Genomic DNA, 18,466 nt, shown 5'->3' with positions numbered 1-18,466 from the left:
GCTGAAGCATGCCTGGAGATCCGTTCGAACAGTTTGATGTGAGGTGGCGAGCACCTCACACCAACACCGAGCCTATCGGGCTTAATCCGCCGACAGCGATCCCAGCGTAAAGCCGGACACGGCATTGACCTTGCCGCGCCACAGCACGCCGCGGTTGCTCGGCAGCGGCTGGCCGCCGGGCGAGAAGCAACGTGACTCGATCAGGTGAATGAACTGCGGCGGCCTGCTGCTTTGCTGCGCATCGTCCTCGGTGTCGTAGATGCTGGCATGGCTGGCGAACGCACGACGGATATCCTCTTTTTCCTCGGCATCGCCGGGATAGGCAGCGGAAAATTCCTGCGCAAACGCTTCGAAGTACTGCTTCCCGCTAACCAGCTGGCCGGAAACGATGATGCCTTCCACGAACAGCGTGATGCCGAACTGCACGTTCGAGGTGTTGACGGTTGCGACCAGCTTCTGCAGATACCAATCCAGGCTCTGGCCGTCGAACGCCAGCTTGACGTCTTCCAGACTCGGTTGATTGTCTTCTTGATCTGTCATGTGGCTCTCCTTGGTGGAAGGTTTGATGCGTCTGTCGAAATAAGCGCGGCGACGTCCCTACTCATCGCCCCGCATGCCCAAGAAAGCAAGTGCATCACTGTCCAGTGATTGGCGCAGTTGGGTCCGCTATGGTCGCCTTGGAGAGCATGCCCAGAGTCTATGACATGTTCACCTTGTCGGCCTGCTTCGGCCGGAATCTCGATCCTAAGCGCCAGCGCGTGCTGCTGCGTAGGCTTTCTGCTCGCGTGCGTGTTCGATTGGGGTGTCGGTCAACGTTTGTTGTTGAGCGCCGGGCAGTCGCGGCGCAGCTTGGCGGTCCGCAGCGGTGTGAGCGACGGCTCGGCATAGGCCTGGATGACCAAGGTTCTCTGCGGAACGTGCGCGGCTGGAGGTGGCTTGCTTCGACACGTGTCAGCCTTGATGGCTCGCCATGCCTGCCCGCCTCTTCATTGAGGAGCGCCGATACAATCACACCGCGTCGAGAGAACAGGTCAATCGTCGTGGCTCCCCGATAGGCGGTGGATTTCCAAAGAACGCCATCGGCTGCGTGTCGCCCAGCCAGCAATGGAAGATGTAGAGCCACTTGCGAGGCTGGTTGCCGAGCCAAGAACGGGCATGCCATTGCAACGACTTGGCTCGGTTTCGATCAAGATTTACCTGTGTCGTCTAAACAGAAGCGCGCCATCAATGAAGACTGTAGAAGACTGCAACATGCTGGTCCAAGAGGGATATCTCTCTCCAGAGAAGTGGGAGGCGAATCTTGCGCAAGCTCAGCGGCTGCTTTGCGAAGCGCTGGAGGACGATTCAGACAACCCGCTTCTGCGCACCTGTCTGGGTGCGGTTCTTTGCGATCAAGGCCAGCACACAGACGCCGCACTGCAATTGCGCCATGCGATAGCGCACGGCTCACAAGACAAAAATACCTTCTTCAATCTCGGGGTTGCATTGCTCAACTCCAGAAGCGGCAAGGACGCCATGACGTTCTTCGACAAGGCACGATCATGTCAGGCCTCGCCTCTGTCCTGGCAGGCGTACTTCGACCCTCAGGCGCACTGAATCGATAGGGTGATGTGCAGTCTTTGAGCTGCGGCCTGGGATGCGTCAGTCCGCATTTGATCTTTGTGGTCCCCAGAGTTGGAAAACGCGCCAGGTCTTGGCTTCCCTGATCTTGTCGGCCCGCTTGGACGACTCCAATCCCCAACCTCACCACCCAGCCACTGCGCCATCGGAGCGCGGGTCACTGGCGCCGCTGATCACGCCATCCACCTCGCGCACCAATGCACCGGCGTGGCCCATCACCGAGGTATAGGCGGGCAATAGTTCCACTGCATGTCCGGCGTCGCGTAGTGCCTGTACCACGGCCCGGTCGAAGCGGCCTTCCAGCTTCAGCGAGGTGCTGTCTTCGCCCCAGGTGCGGCCGAGTAGCCAGCGTGGTGCGGTGATGGCTTGTTGCAGCGGCATGCCGTAGCGGGCGTAGCGCGAGAACATCGCCGCCTGGGTTTGCGGTTGGCCTTCGCCGCCCATGGTGCCGTAGGTCATGACGCGGCCGTCGTCGAAGGTGGCCAGCGCGGGGTTGAGCGTGTGGAAGGGTTTGCGCCCCGGGGCGAGGGCGTTCCAGCCATCGGGTGCGAGACGAAAGCTGCAACCGCGGTTTTGCCAGGTGATGCCGGTGCGTGGCAGGACCAGGCCGGAGCCGAATTCGAAATAGGTGGACTGGATGCAGCTGACCGCGCGGCCGTGCGCATCGATGGCGCCGAACCAGACAGTGTCGCCAGCCTGCGATGGTTGCGGCCACGGCAACGCGGTGGTCATGTCGATGCGCGCGGCGAGTGCGTCGAGCGCGGCGCTATCGTCGAGCAGCGCCTGTGCGTCGAGCGACATCCAGGACGGGTCGCCGATGTGCGCATCGCGAATCAGGAAGGCTTGTTTGGTGGCTTCGATCAGGCCGTGCAGATGCGCGTAGCTGTCCGGCTGGTCGGCATGCAGGCGATCGAACAAGGCCATGATCAGCAGCGAGGCCAACCCTTGGGTGGGCGGTGCATGGTTGTACAAGCGCGCACCGGCGATGGCGACCGACAGCGGCACGCTGACGTCGGCGCTGTGTGCGGCCAGGTCGTTAGCCTGCAGCGGGCTGCCGAGCGTGTGCAGATCGGCGGCGATGTCGTCAGCCAGGGCGCCGCGGTAGAAGCTGTCCAGCCCATCGTTTGCCAGCCGCTGCAGGGTGCGCGCGAGTTGCGGCTGCTGCAGCACTGCGCCTTCGTGCAGGGGCGCGCCACGTGGCTCGAAGATGCGCGCGTACGCGCCGGGCAGGCAGCGCAGTGCATCGCCCTTGCTGGCGGCGACGTGTGCACCGCCGAGGGTGATGGGGACGCCTGCGTCGGCGTGATGGATGGCCTCTTGCAGCAGCTGCGGCAAGGGCAGTGCGCCACCGGCCTGTTGCAGCGCCAGCGCCCAGCCGGAGACGGTGCCGGCCACGGTGTTGGCTGCGCCGGGGCCGCGCCAGGGGATCTGCGTGTGGCCGCGATAGAAGTCCAGCGTGGCCGCCTGCGCGGCGCGGCCGCAGGCATCGATGGCGTGCACGCGGCCATCGGGCTCATGGATCAGCCAGAAGCCATCGCCGCCGATCCCGGTCATGTGCGGATACACCACGGCCAGGCAGGCGGCGGTGGCGACGGCCGCTTCGATGGCGTTGCCGCCGGAGCGCAGGATGTCACGCCCGGCCTGTGCGGCCAGATGGTGCGGGGCGACGACCATGCCGCGACGTGCGCGCAAGGTGTGCAGCATCAGGGTGTCTCCGGCGGCGCGCTGAAGGCGAGCAAGCCGTCGCGCTCGAGTTGTGCGGCGAGCGCGAACAGGCGGTCTTCGCGGCCGGGTGCGGCGATCAATTGCACCCCCAGCGGAAGGCGCCCCGGACGCGGCAACGGTGCGGCCAGCACCGGGCAGGCGGCCAGGCCCAGCGGTTGGGTGAAGATGCCGAGATTGGCGCGCGCAGACACGGGCAGGCCATCGATCACGATGGTGTCCTGATCGATGCGCGGCGCAACGCAGGGCGTAGCCGGTGCGATCAGCACGTCTACGTCGTCCCACAGCTGTTGCATGGCTGCGCGAAACCAGTGTGCGAAGCGGTGCGCATCGGCCACCGCGCTGGCCGGCAGCTGCAGACCGGCGAACAGGCGGTCGCGTGTGGCCGGGTCGAATTGATCGCCGTGCGTGGTGAGTGCTGCGCGATGGCGGTGGCCGCCCTCGGCCGCGGTGAGTACGAAGGCAGCCGCGCGGGCGCGCTCTGCTTCCGGCAATTCGACGAGCGTGCTGCTGTTGCACGCGGTCAGCAATGCGCCGATGCCGGCATCCAGCTCGGGATCGAGATTGCGTTGAAACCAGCCGCCGAGCCGGGCGATACGCAGGTTGGCGACGTTGCAACTGCGCAGCGCATGGCTGTGCATGACCTCGTACACGCGGCGCAGATCGGCCACCGAGTTAGCGAACGGGCCGACCACATCCAGCGCATCGACGAACGGAAACACGCCCTCCAGCGGCACGGCGCCATGGGTGGGGCGCAGGCCGTACACGCCGCACAGCGCGGCCGGCACGCGGATGGAACCGTTGGTGTCCGATCCGAGTGCGAACGGCACCAGCCCGGCCGCCACTGCTGCCGCCGAGCCGCCGGACGAACCACCGGCCAGATGCCGGTGATCGTGCGGGTTGGCGGTGGTGCCGTAATGCGCGTTGACGGTGGCAAAGCCGTAGGCGAATTCGTCCATATTGGCGGTGCCCACCAGCACCGCACCGGCGTCGCACAGGCGTTGCACCACCGCCGCATCGCGGCTGGCGGGCGCGCACTGCGCGCGGACCACGGCGCCAGCGGTGGTGACCTGGCCGGCGACGTCGAATAGATCCTTGACCACGAACGGCACCCCGGCCAACGCACCGCCATCGCTGCCGCCGGCCAGCGCGGCTTGCACGCGCGCAGCATCGGCAGCGGTGCGTGCGGGCAGCAGGCGGGTGATCGCGCATAGGCGGTCGTTGGCCTGGTTGATGCGCGTGAGCGTCTGGGTGGCATGACGTGCTACCAGCGTAGGCTGGCTGCGGGTGGTGCTGACGATCGCTGCGATCTGGCCGCGCGGGGTGGTGGTGTCCGGTGATGCGGGACGCGGGACGATGAAGTTGGCAAGTAGCTGCGCGTGGCCGCGCAGGACCTCGCTATTGCGATCGATGCCGGCCTGCCACTGCGCTGGGAGTTGCATGGGGTCACCTTGGGTTGCTGGGAGTGCGGCGGGTGTGTGGTGCGTTGCTGGACCGCGGCGCCTGCGGCTGTGGGGCCGGACGACGCTGTGGATGCGCGATCAAAGCACGATGCGGCGGGAAAGTGCGGCGATTTTGTCTCAGCGTGTTGCGCTCTGGACGCTAGCCCCTTTCTGCGGGTGATGCGTTAGGTGATGGTGCCCGATAGGTTGGGGATGCGTGGGGCACTGGTAGCGCGCAAGTGGGTCATTGCGCTTGGGTCGGGGGAAAGGAAGGCAGTGCGGCGACGATGGAGCGGACCTCGCATGCGTAGGAGCGTGCCTGCGCGCGATGACGCTGTATCGATGAAGCCCATCACGCAGACGCGCTCGCATGTCGCGTGTTTCATATGCGTGGTCTCGGCCCTAGTTGCGTTGCGCCAGCAACGTGCGCTCGTACTGCGCCAGGTCGGTTTCCAGCTGCCATTGCAAGCGTGCCTTCTCGCTGGCCTTGCGGAACTCGGCGCAGGCCGCATCATCGGTTTCGCGCTGTACCGCTGCGGCACAGACCGGCACGGCGGCGCCTTCGGCGGTCCACAGGCTGTCGCCCGGCAGAAAGCTGTAACTCAGGCCGTTGCGTGCCAGCTGTTTAAGGGTCCGGTAGTCGATGGCTTGCTCCTGCATGGCACGCTGATATTCATGGGTCATGTCCGCGCGCGAAACGCCGGCATCGTCGGTGGACAGCACCACGGGGACACCGGCGCGCAGATACATCGCCAGCGGGTGCGCAGCGCCCTTGACGCCCAGAATCACATCGTTGCTGGTGAGGTTGATTTCCACCGCGACCTGTTGGCTGCGCATCTGTTGCAGTAGCCCGTTGGCATCGTCTTCGTAGGGCAGATCCACCCCATGGCCGATGCGCCGCGCACCGGCCTCCACCGCCTGGCGGATATGCGAGCGCAGTTGCGCTGGCGGCACCAACCCCAGCGTCAGCTCGCCGGCATGCAAGGACAGCGGCACCCCCGAATAGCGCGTAGCGAAGAAGCGGAACATCGCCATATGCCGGGTGTAATCGGCCAATGCCACCGGGTGGTCCTCGGGCGCGACGATATTCACCGCCACCGCGCGACTGCCGCCAGCGGCGATCAGGGCATGCGCAAGCGCCATCTGCCCGAACACCATCGGTTGCGGCAGCACGCGCAGCACATAGGGCACGTAGCGATAGCTCACCTGGCAGCCGGCGTGCGCATCCGCCTGGTCGCAGCGCAGGACACGGCGTACCTGCGTGTCGGTGGCCGCCAGCTCGCGTTGCGCGGCCTGTACCAGCGGCGGCAAGGCGTCCTGCAGGGCGCGCAGGTTTGCGGCATCGTCATCGCCACTCCACGGCAGCGACTGCATGCGCTGCGCTGCCTGATCCATCTGTGGCGGGTTGGCGATGATCTCCACATACGGCACGCGGTCGCGTGCAGCCTGGTCGAGCACCGCAGCCACGGTGTCTGCTACACGCGCCCGCACCACCGCGTCGAACTTGCCGAAGGTGCTGAAAAACTGGTCATGCCCGCTGGGCTGGGCAGCATTGGGGAGAAACTTGCGCATCGACAATGCATCGACCACCCGTCCGTACAGCGCCGCATTGCGCGCGGCCAGACCACGTGAGGGCTCCTGCCCCTGACCGCACGGCGCAGCGCGCAGGCTCAGGTCGTCCAGCTGCACGCAGGCACCGTCTTCGCTGGCCCATTGCAGATAGTCCTCGGCATACACCGAACCGGAGAGATGATTGTGCAGGTCGCCGCCCTTGGGCATGGCCTGCAGCCACGCGCGCAATTGCGCAGGTTGCGCGGCCGCGTCGTGAAACAGCTGTGCCACCTGCTGCTCGCGCTGCTGCGCGGGCGCTTGCAAAGGACGTGCGAGCGTCATGCCCGGTAACAAGGTGCACAAGGCAAGGATCAGACAGCGATAACGATGTGGCATGCGGTGAGCTCTGGGAAAGAGGCGGCAATGCTGTGGCGCTGCCGATTGCGATGCAGCTTGCCGCGCGACGCGGTGCGAGGCCAGTGGGTGGTGAGATGGAACAGGCCGGGCAATCCGTTCATTCCAACGCATAGCGCAGCACGAACAGGCCGGCAATCGCCCAGGTGGCCGGATGCACCGCGCGCCAGCGGCCACTGCCCAGCTTGAGTGCTGCGTAGGTGATGAAGCCGAAGGCCAGGCCGGTGGCGATGGAGTAGGTGAGCGGCATCGCCAGCATGCAGATGGCGGCCGGTAGTGCGTCGCCGACATCGTCCCACTGGATCTGCGTGCACTCGCGCAGCATTACCGACGCCAGGTAGATCAGCGCCGGTGCGGTGGCATACGCCGGCACCATCGCCGCCAATGGCGAGAACAACAGCGCCAGCAGAAACAGCGCTGCCACCACCAGCGCGGTGAGGCCGGTGCGCCCGCCTGCCTGCACGCCGGCAGCGCTTTCCACGTAGGCGGTGGTGCTGGAGGTGCCAAGCAGCGAGCCGGCCAGGATGGCGGTGCTGTCGGCGAGCAGGGCGCGGTCGAACTGGCGACGGTGCGCCGGGGTGCGCAACAGGCCGGCGCGCTGGGCCACGCCCATCAAGGTGCCGGTGGCATCGAACATCTCCACCAGCACGAACACCAGCACCACGTGCAGCACGGCGGTCAAAGCGCCGCTGCCGCCATGGCCTTGCAAGGCGCCGGCAATATCGAGCTGCAGCAGGGTGGGCGCAAGGCTCGGCGGCAGCGACAGCACGCCCTGGTAGTGCACCAGACCCAGCGCCAGCGCCGCCACGGTGACCGCCAGGATGCCCAGCAACATCGCCCCACGCACGCGGCGGACTTCCAGCACGCCGATCAGCAGCAGCCCCGCCAACGCAAGCAGCGGCTCGGGCCGATGCAGGTCGCCCAAGGTCACCAGTGTCTGCGGATGCGCCACCACCAGCCCGGCTTTTTGCAAACCGATCAGGGCCAAAAACATGCCAATACCTGCCGCAATCGCACTGCGCAACGCGGGCGGAATGCCATCCACCAGCCAGCGCCGCGCGCCGGTGACGCTGAGCAGCAAGAACACGCAGCCGGAGACGAACACCAGCCCCAACGTCTGCTGCCAGCTGTAGCCCAGCGTGCCCACCACCGAGAAGGCAAAAAACGCATTCAAGCCCATGCCCGGCGCCATCCCGATGGGATAGTTGGCCAGCACGCCCATCAACAGCGAGCCAAGCGCGGCGGCCAGACAGGTCGCCACGAACACCGCGCCGTGGTCCATGCCGGTGGTGGCCAGAATGTCCGGGTTGACGAAGACGATGTAGGCCATCGTCAGGAAGGTGGTGGCGCCGGCCAGAACCTCCGTGCGCACGCTGCTGCCATTGGCGGCAAGCGCAAATCCTTGCCAGCGCATCAGCGTGCGCCCCGGCAAAGGCGGGCGAAGGCGATCACACAAACGACCATCGGCAGACATCTCATCGACACAAAGGGACACGCGCGGTCGCGGTGTACGCGCGCGGGGCGATTATCTTGCACTGTGCGACGGCGGTTGCCACGGACCTTGGGCACGGAATGCGGCGCAGGCGCGTTGCGTCTTGCGTAGCAGGAAGGCATGCCGGCCCCTGTCTGGCTGGGGTTGTGCCAACGTGGCGCTGTGCCGGCCTCAATCGTCCCGTGCAAGAAGACGCAGCGCCAACGCCTGTCCGCAGGCTTTGACGGCGCTGGTACGTGCATCGCGCTGCGGCGTTACCCGCATCACCCACCTGCGCGCCCGCTGTCGTCCTGTCTGCGCACGCGCATGCCGCACAAAGCGATCAAAGATCCAGCACCAAGCGCGGCGAACGGCTACGCGAGCAGCACAGCGTGATCTGCGCGTTAGCGGCGCGCTCGCTGTCGCTGAGCACGCTGTCGCGGTGATCCGGCGTGCCGGCGATGACGCCGGTCAGGCAGGCGCCGCACATGCCTTGTTCGCAGGACAGCGGCACCGCGATACCGGCATCCAGCAAGGCGCTGGCGATGCTGCAATCGGCCGGCACCTGCACCACGCGACCACTCGCGGCCAGCTCCACTTCGAAGGCGCTGTCGGCATCATGCGCAAGGCCGGTATCGATGGCGGCAAAGTGTTCGCGATGCAGCTGCGCCGCCGTCCATCCATGCGTCCTGGCGAGTTGGGTGAAGTGATCCATGAAGGCCGCCGGCCCGCACAGATACAGTTGATCGCGCGCACCTGCCTGGACGAGTGCGTCGGGCACGTGCACGCGCGGACTCTGCCCGCCATCGCTCAGATGCACGTGCACCTGCCCATGGCTGAAGCCTTGTTGCAGCCGCTGCACGAAGGCCACATCGGCATGCCGGCGTGCGTAGTAATGCAGCACGAACGGCTCGCCACGCGCTTCCAGCGCTTCAGCCATCGACAGCAGCGGGGTGATGCCGATGCCGGCGGCCAGCAGCACATGCCGCTCGCCCGGATGCAGTGGGAACAGATTGCGCGGGCTGGAAATCTGCAGGCGGTCGCCGGTGCTGAGCTGTTCGCACAGATGGCGCGAGCCACCGCGCGAGGCGTCGGCCAATTTGACGCATAGCAAATAGTGATCGCGCGCATGCGGTGCGCTGGCAATCGAATATTGCCGGATCAAACCATCAGGCAGATGCAGGTCCACATGCGCGCCGGCCTCGAAGGCAGGCAGTTCGGCATCGATCGGTTCCAGCCGGATCGCACGCTGGCGATGCCCCTGGTCGACCACCGCGGCAACGCGCACTTGATGCAGGCTCATGGCAGTGTCCTTGGCGGTCAGCGTAGAAAGAAGTCGCTATAGCCCTGGCTGCGCAGGCCACGGCGATAGGCGATCGAGCTGCGGTCGGCCGGGATGTGCACCTCCAGCAGCGGGTCCAGCGGCAGGTATTCGGGGCGCTGCGCTTCGACCATGGCGCGGTCTTCCTCGAATACGCGCAGGTTGAAGGCGTGCACGTCTTCCACCGGCAGATGGGTGTCGAAGTTGCGTGCGATCGGCACCAGCAGCCGCGTCTTGTGCTTGGACACCGGGCTGGCGGCATTCATGATCACCAGCCGCTTGCCCGGCACCGGGAAGTGGATGGTGAGCGTGGCAGTAAACGGCAGATGGATTTCAAAGTGCCGCAGCCACTGGAAGCTGGGGTCCACCTCCGGCAACGGCATGTCCACCGAATAGTTGGCCACGCTGCTGAGGTAATCGGCGTTGAAGCCGGTCGGCGTTTCGGTGGTGGTGTAGGCCGGCACCTCGCGCTTGTCCGGCTGGGCGAAGGTGGCGGTGTGCACGAAGGCGAAATGCGCCACGTCGATGAAGCCTTCCAGCTGGCGCGCGGCGCTGCCGCCGATGTCGAACGCCGGGCACACGATCTGCTGGAAGCCGTCCTCGTCCCAACCCGGCATCGGCGGGATCTGCACCTCGGCCGCACTCACGCCCGCCGGTTTGGCCAGGCACACCCAGATCAGCCCATAGCGCTCGGCCACCGCATAGGTGTGCAGGCGCATCTTGGTCGGGATGTTCTGATTTGGGCTGGCCGGGATGTGATTGCAGCGCCCGCCCGCGCCGAAACGCAGGCCGTGATACGCACACACCACGCCACCACCGTCGGCGGTGCCCATGCTCAGCGGCACGCCGCGGTGCGGGCAGACATCGCGCGCGGCCACCAGCTCCTCGCCCAGCCGGTACAGCACCAGCGGCTCGTCCAGCAGGGTGGCCTTGAACGGCGCCTGCCCCACCTCACTGCTCAGCGCCACCGCGTGCCAATGTTGGGCCAGGCGCTGCCAGTCGGCGGCTTCGAAGGTGCAGTGCAGCGGCAGGGCGGGGACGGCGACATCCATGGGGCGGTCTCTGGCGTGAGGCGGGAGCGGTGCCCGATTGACTCTAGGAAGCCGGGGGTGTGTGATCAAACATCGTTTTTCCGCCAAGCCATTGCAAAAAATGCAACACCAACCGAGCCCCGCCGCATGCTGACCTTCTCCCGCTTCACCCGTTACTTCATCGAAGTGGCCCGCTGCGGCAGCATCCGCAAGGCGTCCGACGTGTTGCACGTGTCCGCCTCGGCGATCGACCGGCAGATCCTCAAGGCCGAAGAGGAGCTGGGCGCGCAGCTGTTCGAACGCCTGCCGGGCCGGCTGCGGCTGACCGCCGCCGGCGAGCTGCTGCTGGTGGATGTGCGCGGCTGGGAGAAGGCCTACGCGCGCACCCTGGAGCGCTTTGACGAACTCAAGGGGCTGCGCCGCGGGCATGTGGAGATCGCCATGATCGACGCGCTCAGCGAAGGCGTGGTGCCGGCAGCGGTGGCCGCGCTGGTGCAGGAATACCCGGGCATCACCTTCAATCTGTCTACCGCGCGCAACCAGCGGGTGATGGAAATGGTGACCTCCGCCGACGTGGATATCGGCTTGCTGCTGGACCCGGTGAGCAGCGTGGACCTGGAGGTGCGCGCGTTTGCGGATATCCCGTTGGGCATTGCCATGCCGGTCGGGCACCCGTTGAGCACGCGCACCGAGCTGCAGCTGAGCGAAACGCTGGAGCATCGGTTGCTGCTGCCGGCCGCCCCGCTGATCGTGGGCGAGCACGCCAAGGTGCTGTACCAGCGCCAGCACATCGACGTGAAGCGACTCACCCACTGCAACGATGTGCGCACCCTGCGCGGACTGGTGCGCGCGGGTGCGGGCGTGGGTCTGATGTCGTGGTTGGACGCCGCCCCCGATGTGGCCGACGGGCGACTGGCGTTCGTGCCGTTCCGCCAGCACCTGACCAAGCCGATGACACTGGCCTTGTGCGTGGCCCCGCAGCGACAACTCTCGCGCTCGGCGCAGCTGGCAATCCAGGCGCTGGCGGCGAAGATCGATGCGATGGTGGTGCCGGTGGTGGGGTGAGTGTGTTGCGCAAGCGGCCCTCACCCCTGCCCCTCTCCCGCAGGCGGGAGAGGGGTACGGCAACGCAGTCGCTGCAGACCGGTGGTGTGCAGGTGCTGCATGGCGGCATGCAGTGCTGTCAGCCGTGTTCGGGTGCATAGAGCGCGCGCAGATGCCGACGAGCGCATGCAGACATAGCTAGCCGCGCGCGGATACCGCGGACAGCTGCGGAGACCGCCAACAGCATGCGGATACCCCCAGCAGCATGCAGATACCCCAACAGCATGCAGATACTGCCAACAGCATGCAGATGCCGCAGCGGCTATCCCTTCTCCCGCGTGCGGGAAAACGACAAAGCGCCGAGATAATCACCCCGCCACCCGCGCCCGCAGCGCGTCCCTTCTCCCGCCTGCGGGAGAAGGTGCCCGCAGGGCGGATGAGGGCAACGCTCACCCAGTACAATCGCATCTGCTCTTTCAGGCCACACCCGCACCATGCAGTTGATCGATATCGGCGCCAACCTCACCCATGATTCCTTTGATCGCGACCGCGACGCCGTGTTGCAACGCGCACGCGAGGCGGGCGTGGCGCAGCTGGTGATCACCGGCGCCAGCCGCGAGCATTCGCCGTTGGCCCTGCAACTGGCGCAACAACATCCCGGAGTCTTGTACGCCACCGCCGGCGTCCACCCGCATCATGCCGTGGAATTTACCGCCGAATGCGAGGCCGAAATGCGCACCTTGCAGGCGCATCCGCAGGTGGTGGCGGTGGGCGAATGCGGGCTGGATTACTTCCGCGATTTCGCACCGCGCCCGGCCCAGCACAAGGCCTTCGAGCGCCAGCTGCAACTGGCCGCCAACAATGGCAAGCCGCTGTTTCTGCATCAGCGCGACGCGCACGACGACTTCCTGTCCATCATGCGCAGCTTCGACGGCAAGCTGGGTGCGGCCGTCGTGCATTGCTTCACCGGCACGCGCGAAGAACTGTTCGCCTATCTGGATCGCGATTACTACATCGGCATCACCGGCTGGCTGTGCGACGAACGCCGTGGCGCGCATCTGCGCGAGCTGGTGCGCAATATCCCCGCCAACCGCTTGATGATCGAAACCGACGCGCCCTACCTGTTGCCGCGCACGCTCAAGCCCATGCCCAAGGACCGCCGCAACGAGCCGATGTTTCTGTCGCATATCGTCGAAGAACTGGCGCGCGACCGCGGCGAAGACGTAGCGGTGACCGCTGCCAACAGTACCGCTGCGGCGCGTGCGTTTTTCCGTTTGCCCGCGCCTCAATCGGCCAGCTGAAGATACGCAGTTATCGGCTGCCACATCGCCGAGATATCGCATCGCTGAAGTGAGTGCTGGTTATCGGCACCATCGCGCGCTGTTTCGTGCATGGACAATGGTGCCGAAGGCACAATGGCTACCGTTCGATAACCCGCTGCCCGCCAGCGCGTGTGCACTGCGCTAAAACCGCCAGATTCACGACGCTCTCGTCGTGGAGACCAGGGCACTTAACGGCACGACGTGCAGCTGGACGTTAATGCGATGGTGCAGCGTGCAGCCACGTAGCGCGTTGTCGAGCGATGTGCCGGTGTTGTCACGCGCAGGTCGTCATGCGGTCACCGCCAGTGTCCACCTTCGCCGACGGGCAATCGGCCCTCGCACTGAAGGGAAAGACCATGCGCATTTCTCGTTACCTGGAGCGCGGCGTGTTCGCCGTGGCTGCAGTGCTCACCTTGACCCTTGGCGGCGTCACGTCGGCCTACGCGGATTCGTTCAAGGTCAGCGGGAATCTGTCCTATCGCTCGACCGAGGTGAAACGCCTCGCCAATTGTGCGGCGACGCACTGGTACAACAAATCCGAATCGGGCGCCAAGCTCACCGGCTGCGACAATGCCGACAAGGATGCTTATTGGGACGCGATCCATTTGTCCGCCGCAACGCAGATGGAAATCGTTGGCGAGCGTGTGGGCTATTACAAAGGCGCATGCCCGCCCAAGCGCGGTTATGCGTACATCAAGTGCTACTACGTGGGTGGCCGCGCCCGTGGCAATCCGGTCATGACGGTGGCGGTGGAGTCGTCCGGCCTGGGTGGGATGACTGCCCATGTGACCTGGTACTACCTCTGAGTTTGCAACGCGACCGATGCACTGGGCTGCCACATCGGTGGCGGCGCAGTGCATGCGTCGAGCAGGTCAGTCAGTGGGTGTGCGATGGCAGAGCGCCGTGCTGTGGCTATCGCACATCAGCACGGCAGCGGGGTAAAGCATGCATGGTTGAAGGGACGGCGATGCGGCGCGACGCCGCCTTGCACTGCAAAGCCATCGTGGTGCCGTGGCCTAGGCAGCCAGCAATTCCCAGCCCTGCGCATCGCGCAGCCGCAGGCCCGGCTTTGGTGCGTCCACGCTAACGCGCAAGCCGTCTGCCCACGGCAGCTGACGTTGTTGCGGGAACCAGCGCCGGCGCTGATCCACCACGATCAACAAGCCGTCATCGTCGCCCAGCGCGACAAAGCCTTCCACGGCCGGCGCAAACGGGTGCACGCCGAAATGATGACCAACGCTGCTGGTCACCGCGTCGACGTTATTGCTGGGCAAGCCGATCTCGCTCAGACAAAGCAATTCGCTGCCATGAAATATGCCCTGGCCGGTGGGTGCGTCTTGCAGTGCATTGCGCGCAATCAGTTCGAGCACGGCGCCATCGGGGCCGGCAAAGTAGACCGAACGCGATTGCCACACGCCATCGAGCTGGAAGCGTTCCTGGCCAGCGGGATCGGTGAGCAGCGTTGCACGTGCGCCGATCCATGCCGCCGCTGCATCGAAGCGCGCAGGCGCAACGTTGAAGGCCAGATGCACGCTGCCCACAGGCTGCTGCGCCTGGATGCATTCCAGCGTGCTCCAGCCGATGCGAACGCTGTTGCCCGACAGTGGCAACTGCAGCGTATCTGCATAGAAGCGCAGGCTGAGGGTCGGATCGAGGCAGGGTAGAACAAGGTGGCGCAGTTGCATGGCGATACTTCTGTAGCGGGGAAGTCCATATTGAACAACCTCAATCATGGTTGAGATCAAGACCCCGTTGCCAACAAAGCGCTGTCGTCGCGATGGCAGGCCCGAACCTGATCGCACTAAATGTGACCGGAATATGTCGCATGGCGAACCCTTGGAGCATTGCACGAAGTTGCCTCCGTTTTTTTGCAGAGCCGTCAAGTAGAGTCCGGATGTGATTAGCGATTGTCACTGCGCGCAACAGCGGATGCAAGTTGCCATCCTTGGGTGGAACCCATTGCACAATGATGACCGCGGTCACCGGAAGTCCCGTCAAATGGGTTTCTCATCTTTAATCGATCAAAATCCGGGAGTGAATAAAAATGAGCATAAAGAGTTCGTTTATGGCCGCCAGCGTGCTGGCTGCATCGCTGTGTTTTTTGCCGAGTGCCAATGCCCAGTTGAGCCGGGATTACCATGTGTTGATGGTCGGTGTTCCGAACAGCAGTAACATCAACTCAGTTTATGTGGTTGGCAGAGGTATCAATAATACAGGATTTGAAACGTGTATTAGAGTGACTCGTGGAAACGATCGTGGGGCAATCACGTGGGTTACACCTCCCCAATCTCTGGTGGCCAACGGAACACCCGTAACCATTCGTGGATTTACTTCAACTCGTTGTCTGAACGGCATCGTGCTACGTAGGATGTCGACTGTCCCAGGGTTTGACCGTCTTACAAATTTCTGGTTCTCACTGCGCTGATATCTGTCGCGCATATCACTGCTGCAGTCAGGGCATGTCGTTGGCAGCAGTGATGCGTGGCAGCATGAACCTTGTTCCAAGCAACGGATTACCCTGGGGGTAGGCATTAAAGTGGCGAGAGCGGTGCGGCAAGCCAGTGCGCAGGTGTGGAAAGTGCCGCGCCCGCTGCCGGGCGCGTAAAGGGCGATCAGCCGCTTGAGGTCGTTGCGACGTCGGTTCTTGATTACATTCAGATCAATTCCGCCAGCCCCCATAGATGGCGCACCAGCGGAGCGCTGTCCAGCGCGCCCGGTGCAACCGCCAGGGCCAGTCGAGCGAGCGGCATGCGTCCTTCGATATCCAGGTAGCGCACGCCGGGGCGCTGCAATTGCGCGGTGGAGGCGGGCACCACCGACACGCCCAGTTCGGCGGCGACCAGGTTGATGATCGACGACATCTGCGGCGCCTCCTGGGTGATACGCAAGGTCACTCCCGACTCGCGGCAGGCAGCGAGGATTTCGTCGTACAGGCTCGAACCGAAGCTGCGCGGAAACAGGATGAACGGCTCGCCGGCCAACGCCGCCAACGGCGCGCTGTTGTGGGCGGCCAGCGGGTGCGCCGCCGGCACCGCGATCTTCATCGGCTCATCGGCAAAGCGCAGTAGCTGTAGGTCCGGTGGCGTGCTCAGGCCATAGCGGACGAACGCCGCATCCAGGCGGCCATCGGCCAGGCCCACCAGCAAGCTGGCGGTGTTGGTTTCTTCCAGCAACAGTTCGACCTGCGGCCATTGCCGACGGAAGTCGCGGATCAGGCGCGGCACCACCGGGCTGAAGGCGGCCGAGGCGGTGAAGCCCATGCGCAGCCGGCCGGATTCGCCGCGCGCCACACGCCGGGCGGTTTCCGCGGCGCGCTCCACATCGGCCAGCACCCGACGCACTTCGCCGAGAAAGGCCTCGCCGGCCGGCGTCAGTTCCGCGCCGCTATGGGTGCGGCGGAACAGCGGTGTGCCCAGCTCGCGCTCCAGTGTCTGGATCTGCTGGCTCAGCGGCGGCTGGCCGATGCCGACCCGTGCCGCAGCGCGGGTGAAGTTGCCTTCCTCGGCAACCGCCAGGAAATAACGCAGGTGACGCAGCTCCATGGTATCTGTTTCATATATGGCAACTGCCAGCATCATATATTGGACAGGGGGTTGTGGCGGGCGAATACTCCCTGTCCCCGGTCTCATCCAGATACCCGTGCCTGCTTCCGATTCCCGCTCCAGCGCCCTACCGGCCAGTGCCGCCGTCCCCGAGATCGCGGTGCCCGCCACTGGCCGCATCCGGCTGGCATTGTTCCTGGCCGGCTTTGCCACCTTCTCGCTGCTCTACAGCGTGCAGCCGGTGCTGCCCGAGTTCGCACGCGCCTTCGGCGTGGATGCGGCCACCGCCTCGCTGCCGCTGTCGCTGGCCACCGGCGGGCTGGCCGTGGCGATTTTCTGTGCCGGTGCGGTCTCGGAAAATCTGGGCCGGCGTGGGCTGATGTTCGCTTCCATCGCGCTGGCCGCGGTGCTGAACCTCATCGCGGCGTTCCTGCCGCACTGGGGCGCGCTGGTGGTGGTGCGCACCCTGTCCGGCATCGCGTTGGGCGGCGTGCCGGCGGTAGCGATGGTGTATCTGGGCGAAGAACTACCGGCCAACAAACTTGGCGCGGCCACCGGCCTGTATGTGGCCGGCAACGCATTCGGCGGCATGAGCGGGCGCATCATGATGAGCGTACTGACCGACCACACCGACTGGCGTACGGCATTGGCGCTGTTGAGCGGATTCGACCTGCTGTGTGCCGTCGCGTTTGTGTGGCTGCTGCCGCCGTCGCGCCATTTCGTGCGTCGGCACGGGGTCAATCTGCAGTTCCACCTGCGCGCCTGGGCCGGGCATCTGCGCGATCGCAATCTGCCGTGGCTGTTTGCATTGCCATTCCTGTTGATGGGCGTGTTCGTCAGCCTCTACAACTACGCCGGGTTTCGCTTGGGCGGGCCGGAATTCAACCTGAGCCAAAGCCAGATCGGCATGATCTTCAGCGCCTATGTGTTCGGCATCGTCAGCTCGTCGGTGGCAGGGGCGGCGTCGGATCGTTTCGGTCGCGGGCCGGTGGTCAGTGCCGGCATCGTGCTGTGCGTGCTCGGCGTGGCGCTGACCCTGGCGCATGTGCTGGCGCTGGTGGTGGGCGGTATCGTGTTGCTGACGATTGGCTTTTTTATCGCGCATTCGGCCGCCAGCGCGTGGGTGAGCCGGCTCGGCGGCACGCACCGCAGTCATGCTGCGTCGCTGTATCTGCTGGCGTATTACGCCGGCTCCAGCGTGATCGGCGCGCTCGGCGGCTGGTTCTGGCAACACGGCGGTTGGGCCGGGTTGGTCGGTATGTGCCTGACGCTGTTGGTGCTGGCGTTTGCCGCCGCGCATGTGTTGCGCCAACGCGCCGATGACGCACGCCCGTATGGCCGCTTTGCGCCGCATCCTGCGCGTGGCGAATGACAGGCGAATCGAGCGACTCGACAACTTGTTGCTCAGCGTTGTCGATGTGCATGCCACCTGCGACTTTGATGCGCGCGTGCTCGGCATGCAGGTGGTGAGTTCGGCGAAGGCCGGCCTGCGTTGGCCTTCGGCCAGCAGAAGATCAACCGGCATGCCGCCGGGCGCGCGTCCGACCCCAACGCACGCGTGCCGACGCCCGGATCGGCCGATCTGTGCCTGATCACCGCAACTGTGCTGCAGCAGGCGCAGGACTGCATCGTCGCTGCCGGCGTCATCATCGAGCAGGTTCCGATCCAGCGCACCGGCGCAACCGGCGCGGTGTTGTCGGTCTCCGCCGCGACCCGGATGGCAGTTTGATCGAGGTCAGCAGCTTGCTGTAATGGCGGATTGCTGCCGCATCTGCGGACCGTGCGCCTGTGCGCGATGCTGCGGTTCTCCGCGCGGCCGAGGGTCTTGACGCGATGGTCATCGCTCACCCACACGCGCTGCGCGTTGGTGTCGCAACTCCACCGCCAGATGGCGATGCACGCAAACACCGGACCGCGCTGCACACGCTCGGCTCCCTGCCTGCAGGCACACGACGAACGACAGGCGCAAACCCGCAACTGCATACT

The 18,466-nt window shown here is 65.3% G+C and carries 14 protein-coding genes and 1 pseudogene; 6 read left to right on the top strand and 9 right to left on the bottom strand.

Annotated elements, in window-relative coordinates; genetic code table 11:
- Positions 1–81: 81 nt before the first annotated feature.
- On the bottom strand, positions 82–540 hold the full coding sequence (gvpU, locus tag RQH86_RS12350; RefSeq protein ID WP_055853542.1) for a gas vesicle accessory protein GvpU: 459 nt from the start codon (positions 538–540) through the stop codon (positions 82–84).
- A gap of 687 nt (positions 541–1,227) precedes the next feature.
- On the opposite strand from gvpU, the gene RQH86_RS12345 reads away from it, so the two are divergent.
- Entirely contained in the window at positions 1,228–1,596 is a 369-nt protein-coding gene (locus RQH86_RS12345; RefSeq protein ID WP_311239150.1) for a UDP-N-acetylglucosamine-peptide N-acetylglucosaminyltransferase, read from the top strand.
- Between the two features lie 147 nt (positions 1,597–1,743).
- Here the strand turns inward: RQH86_RS12345 and RQH86_RS12340 are convergent, their stop codons facing one another.
- The 6 genes from RQH86_RS12340 to RQH86_RS12315 all read right to left on the bottom strand — a co-directional run bounded on the left by RQH86_RS12340 (position 1,744) and on the right by RQH86_RS12315 (position 10,593).
- The gene (locus RQH86_RS12340) at positions 1,744–3,324 is read right to left on the bottom strand and encodes a gamma-glutamyltransferase family protein (protein ID WP_311239151.1); all 1,581 of its coding nucleotides are present in this window, start codon (positions 3,322–3,324) and stop codon (positions 1,744–1,746) included.
- Positions 3,324–4,784, bottom strand: a complete 1,461-nt coding sequence (locus tag RQH86_RS12335) for an AtzE family amidohydrolase (protein ID WP_311239152.1) — start codon at positions 4,782–4,784, stop codon at positions 3,324–3,326. Before RQH86_RS12335 ends, RQH86_RS12340 begins: the two co-directional genes overlap by 1 nt.
- 402 nt (positions 4,785–5,186) lie before the next feature.
- Entirely contained in the window at positions 5,187–6,731 is a 1,545-nt protein-coding gene (locus RQH86_RS12330; protein ID WP_311239153.1) for an adenosine deaminase, read from the bottom strand.
- Positions 6,732–6,849: 118 nt separating this feature from the next.
- The gene (locus RQH86_RS12325) at positions 6,850–8,163 is read right to left on the bottom strand and encodes an NCS2 family permease (protein WP_311239154.1); all 1,314 of its coding nucleotides are present in this window, start codon (positions 8,161–8,163) and stop codon (positions 6,850–6,852) included.
- Positions 8,164–8,563: 400 nt separating this feature from the next.
- Positions 8,564–9,523, bottom strand: coding sequence for a PDR/VanB family oxidoreductase (locus RQH86_RS12320; RefSeq protein WP_311239155.1), 960 nt, complete (start codon positions 9,521–9,523; stop codon positions 8,564–8,566).
- Between the two features lie 17 nt (positions 9,524–9,540).
- Complete coding sequence (locus RQH86_RS12315) at positions 9,541–10,593, bottom strand: aromatic ring-hydroxylating dioxygenase subunit alpha (RefSeq protein ID WP_311239156.1); 1,053 nt, start codon at positions 10,591–10,593, stop codon at positions 9,541–9,543.
- Positions 10,594–10,719: 126 nt separating this feature from the next.
- Here RQH86_RS12315 and RQH86_RS12310 point away from each other — a divergent pair, with 126 nt between their 5' ends.
- The 3 genes from RQH86_RS12310 to RQH86_RS12300 all read left to right on the top strand — a co-directional run bounded on the left by RQH86_RS12310 (position 10,720) and on the right by RQH86_RS12300 (position 13,744).
- Entirely contained in the window at positions 10,720–11,637 is a 918-nt protein-coding gene (locus RQH86_RS12310) for a LysR family transcriptional regulator (RefSeq protein WP_115515045.1), read from the top strand.
- Positions 11,638–12,110: 473 nt separating this feature from the next.
- Positions 12,111–12,917 (top strand): TatD family hydrolase, encoded by an 807-nt coding sequence (locus tag RQH86_RS12305; RefSeq protein WP_115515046.1) that lies wholly within the window; start codon positions 12,111–12,113, stop codon positions 12,915–12,917.
- 326 nt (positions 12,918–13,243) lie between these two features.
- Positions 13,244–13,744, top strand: coding sequence for a hypothetical protein (locus RQH86_RS12300; RefSeq protein ID WP_115515047.1), 501 nt, complete (start codon positions 13,244–13,246; stop codon positions 13,742–13,744).
- A gap of 210 nt (positions 13,745–13,954) precedes the next feature.
- On the opposite strand, the gene RQH86_RS12295 is transcribed toward RQH86_RS12300, so the two are convergent.
- The gene (locus RQH86_RS12295; RefSeq protein ID WP_311239157.1) at positions 13,955–14,623 is read right to left on the bottom strand and encodes a hypothetical protein; all 669 of its coding nucleotides are present in this window, start codon (positions 14,621–14,623) and stop codon (positions 13,955–13,957) included.
- A gap of 969 nt (positions 14,624–15,592) precedes the next feature.
- The gene (locus RQH86_RS12290; RefSeq protein WP_115526793.1) at positions 15,593–16,480 is read right to left on the bottom strand and encodes a LysR family transcriptional regulator; all 888 of its coding nucleotides are present in this window, start codon (positions 16,478–16,480) and stop codon (positions 15,593–15,595) included.
- Between the two features lie 97 nt (positions 16,481–16,577).
- Here RQH86_RS12290 and RQH86_RS12285 point away from each other — a divergent pair, with 97 nt between their 5' ends.
- On the top strand, positions 16,578–17,852 hold the full coding sequence (locus tag RQH86_RS12285) for an MFS transporter (protein WP_311239158.1): 1,275 nt from the start codon (positions 16,578–16,580) through the stop codon (positions 17,850–17,852).
- Positions 17,815–18,232 (top strand): annotated as a pseudogene (locus RQH86_RS12280) (VOC family protein). The gene RQH86_RS12285 and the pseudogene RQH86_RS12280 overlap by 38 nt, the downstream one beginning before the upstream one ends.
- Positions 18,233–18,466: the final 234 nt, after the last annotated feature.

Origin of the sequence: Xanthomonas sp. WCS2018Noco2-27, assembly GCF_031843525.1 — a bacterium.
Lineage (GTDB): Bacteria > Pseudomonadota > Gammaproteobacteria > Xanthomonadales > Xanthomonadaceae > Xanthomonas.
This window is presented reverse-complemented; position numbering and strand designations above follow the sequence as displayed.

What these genes read in the sequence shown, in the direction of transcription:
- gvpU (WP_055853542.1), bottom strand. Translation starts at nt 540, where the DNA reads ATGACAGATCAAGAAGACAATCAACCGAGTCTGGAAGACGTCAAGCTG.
- RQH86_RS12310 (WP_115515045.1), top strand. Translation starts at nt 10,720, where the DNA reads ATGCTGACCTTCTCCCGCTTCACCCGTTACTTCATCGAAGTGGCCCGC.
- RQH86_RS12315 (WP_311239156.1), bottom strand. Translation starts at nt 10,593, where the DNA reads ATGGATGTCGCCGTCCCCGCCCTGCCGCTGCACTGCACCTTCGAAGCC.
- RQH86_RS12320 (WP_311239155.1), bottom strand. Translation starts at nt 9,523, where the DNA reads ATGAGCCTGCATCAAGTGCGCGTTGCCGCGGTGGTCGACCAGGGGCAT.
- RQH86_RS12290 (WP_115526793.1), bottom strand. Translation starts at nt 16,480, where the DNA reads ATGGAGCTGCGTCACCTGCGTTATTTCCTGGCGGTTGCCGAGGAAGGC.
- RQH86_RS12340 (WP_311239151.1), bottom strand. Translation starts at nt 3,324, where the DNA reads ATGCTGCACACCTTGCGCGCACGTCGCGGCATGGTCGTCGCCCCGCAC.
- RQH86_RS12335 (WP_311239152.1), bottom strand. Translation starts at nt 4,784, where the DNA reads ATGCAACTCCCAGCGCAGTGGCAGGCCGGCATCGATCGCAATAGCGAG.
- RQH86_RS12295 (WP_311239157.1), bottom strand. Translation starts at nt 14,623, where the DNA reads ATGCAACTGCGCCACCTTGTTCTACCCTGCCTCGATCCGACCCTCAGC.
- RQH86_RS12345 (WP_311239150.1), top strand. Translation starts at nt 1,228, where the DNA reads ATGAAGACTGTAGAAGACTGCAACATGCTGGTCCAAGAGGGATATCTC.
- RQH86_RS12330 (WP_311239153.1), bottom strand. Translation starts at nt 6,731, where the DNA reads ATGCCACATCGTTATCGCTGTCTGATCCTTGCCTTGTGCACCTTGTTA.
- RQH86_RS12325 (WP_311239154.1), bottom strand. Translation starts at nt 8,163, where the DNA reads ATGCGCTGGCAAGGATTTGCGCTTGCCGCCAATGGCAGCAGCGTGCGC.
- RQH86_RS12305 (WP_115515046.1), top strand. Translation starts at nt 12,111, where the DNA reads ATGCAGTTGATCGATATCGGCGCCAACCTCACCCATGATTCCTTTGAT.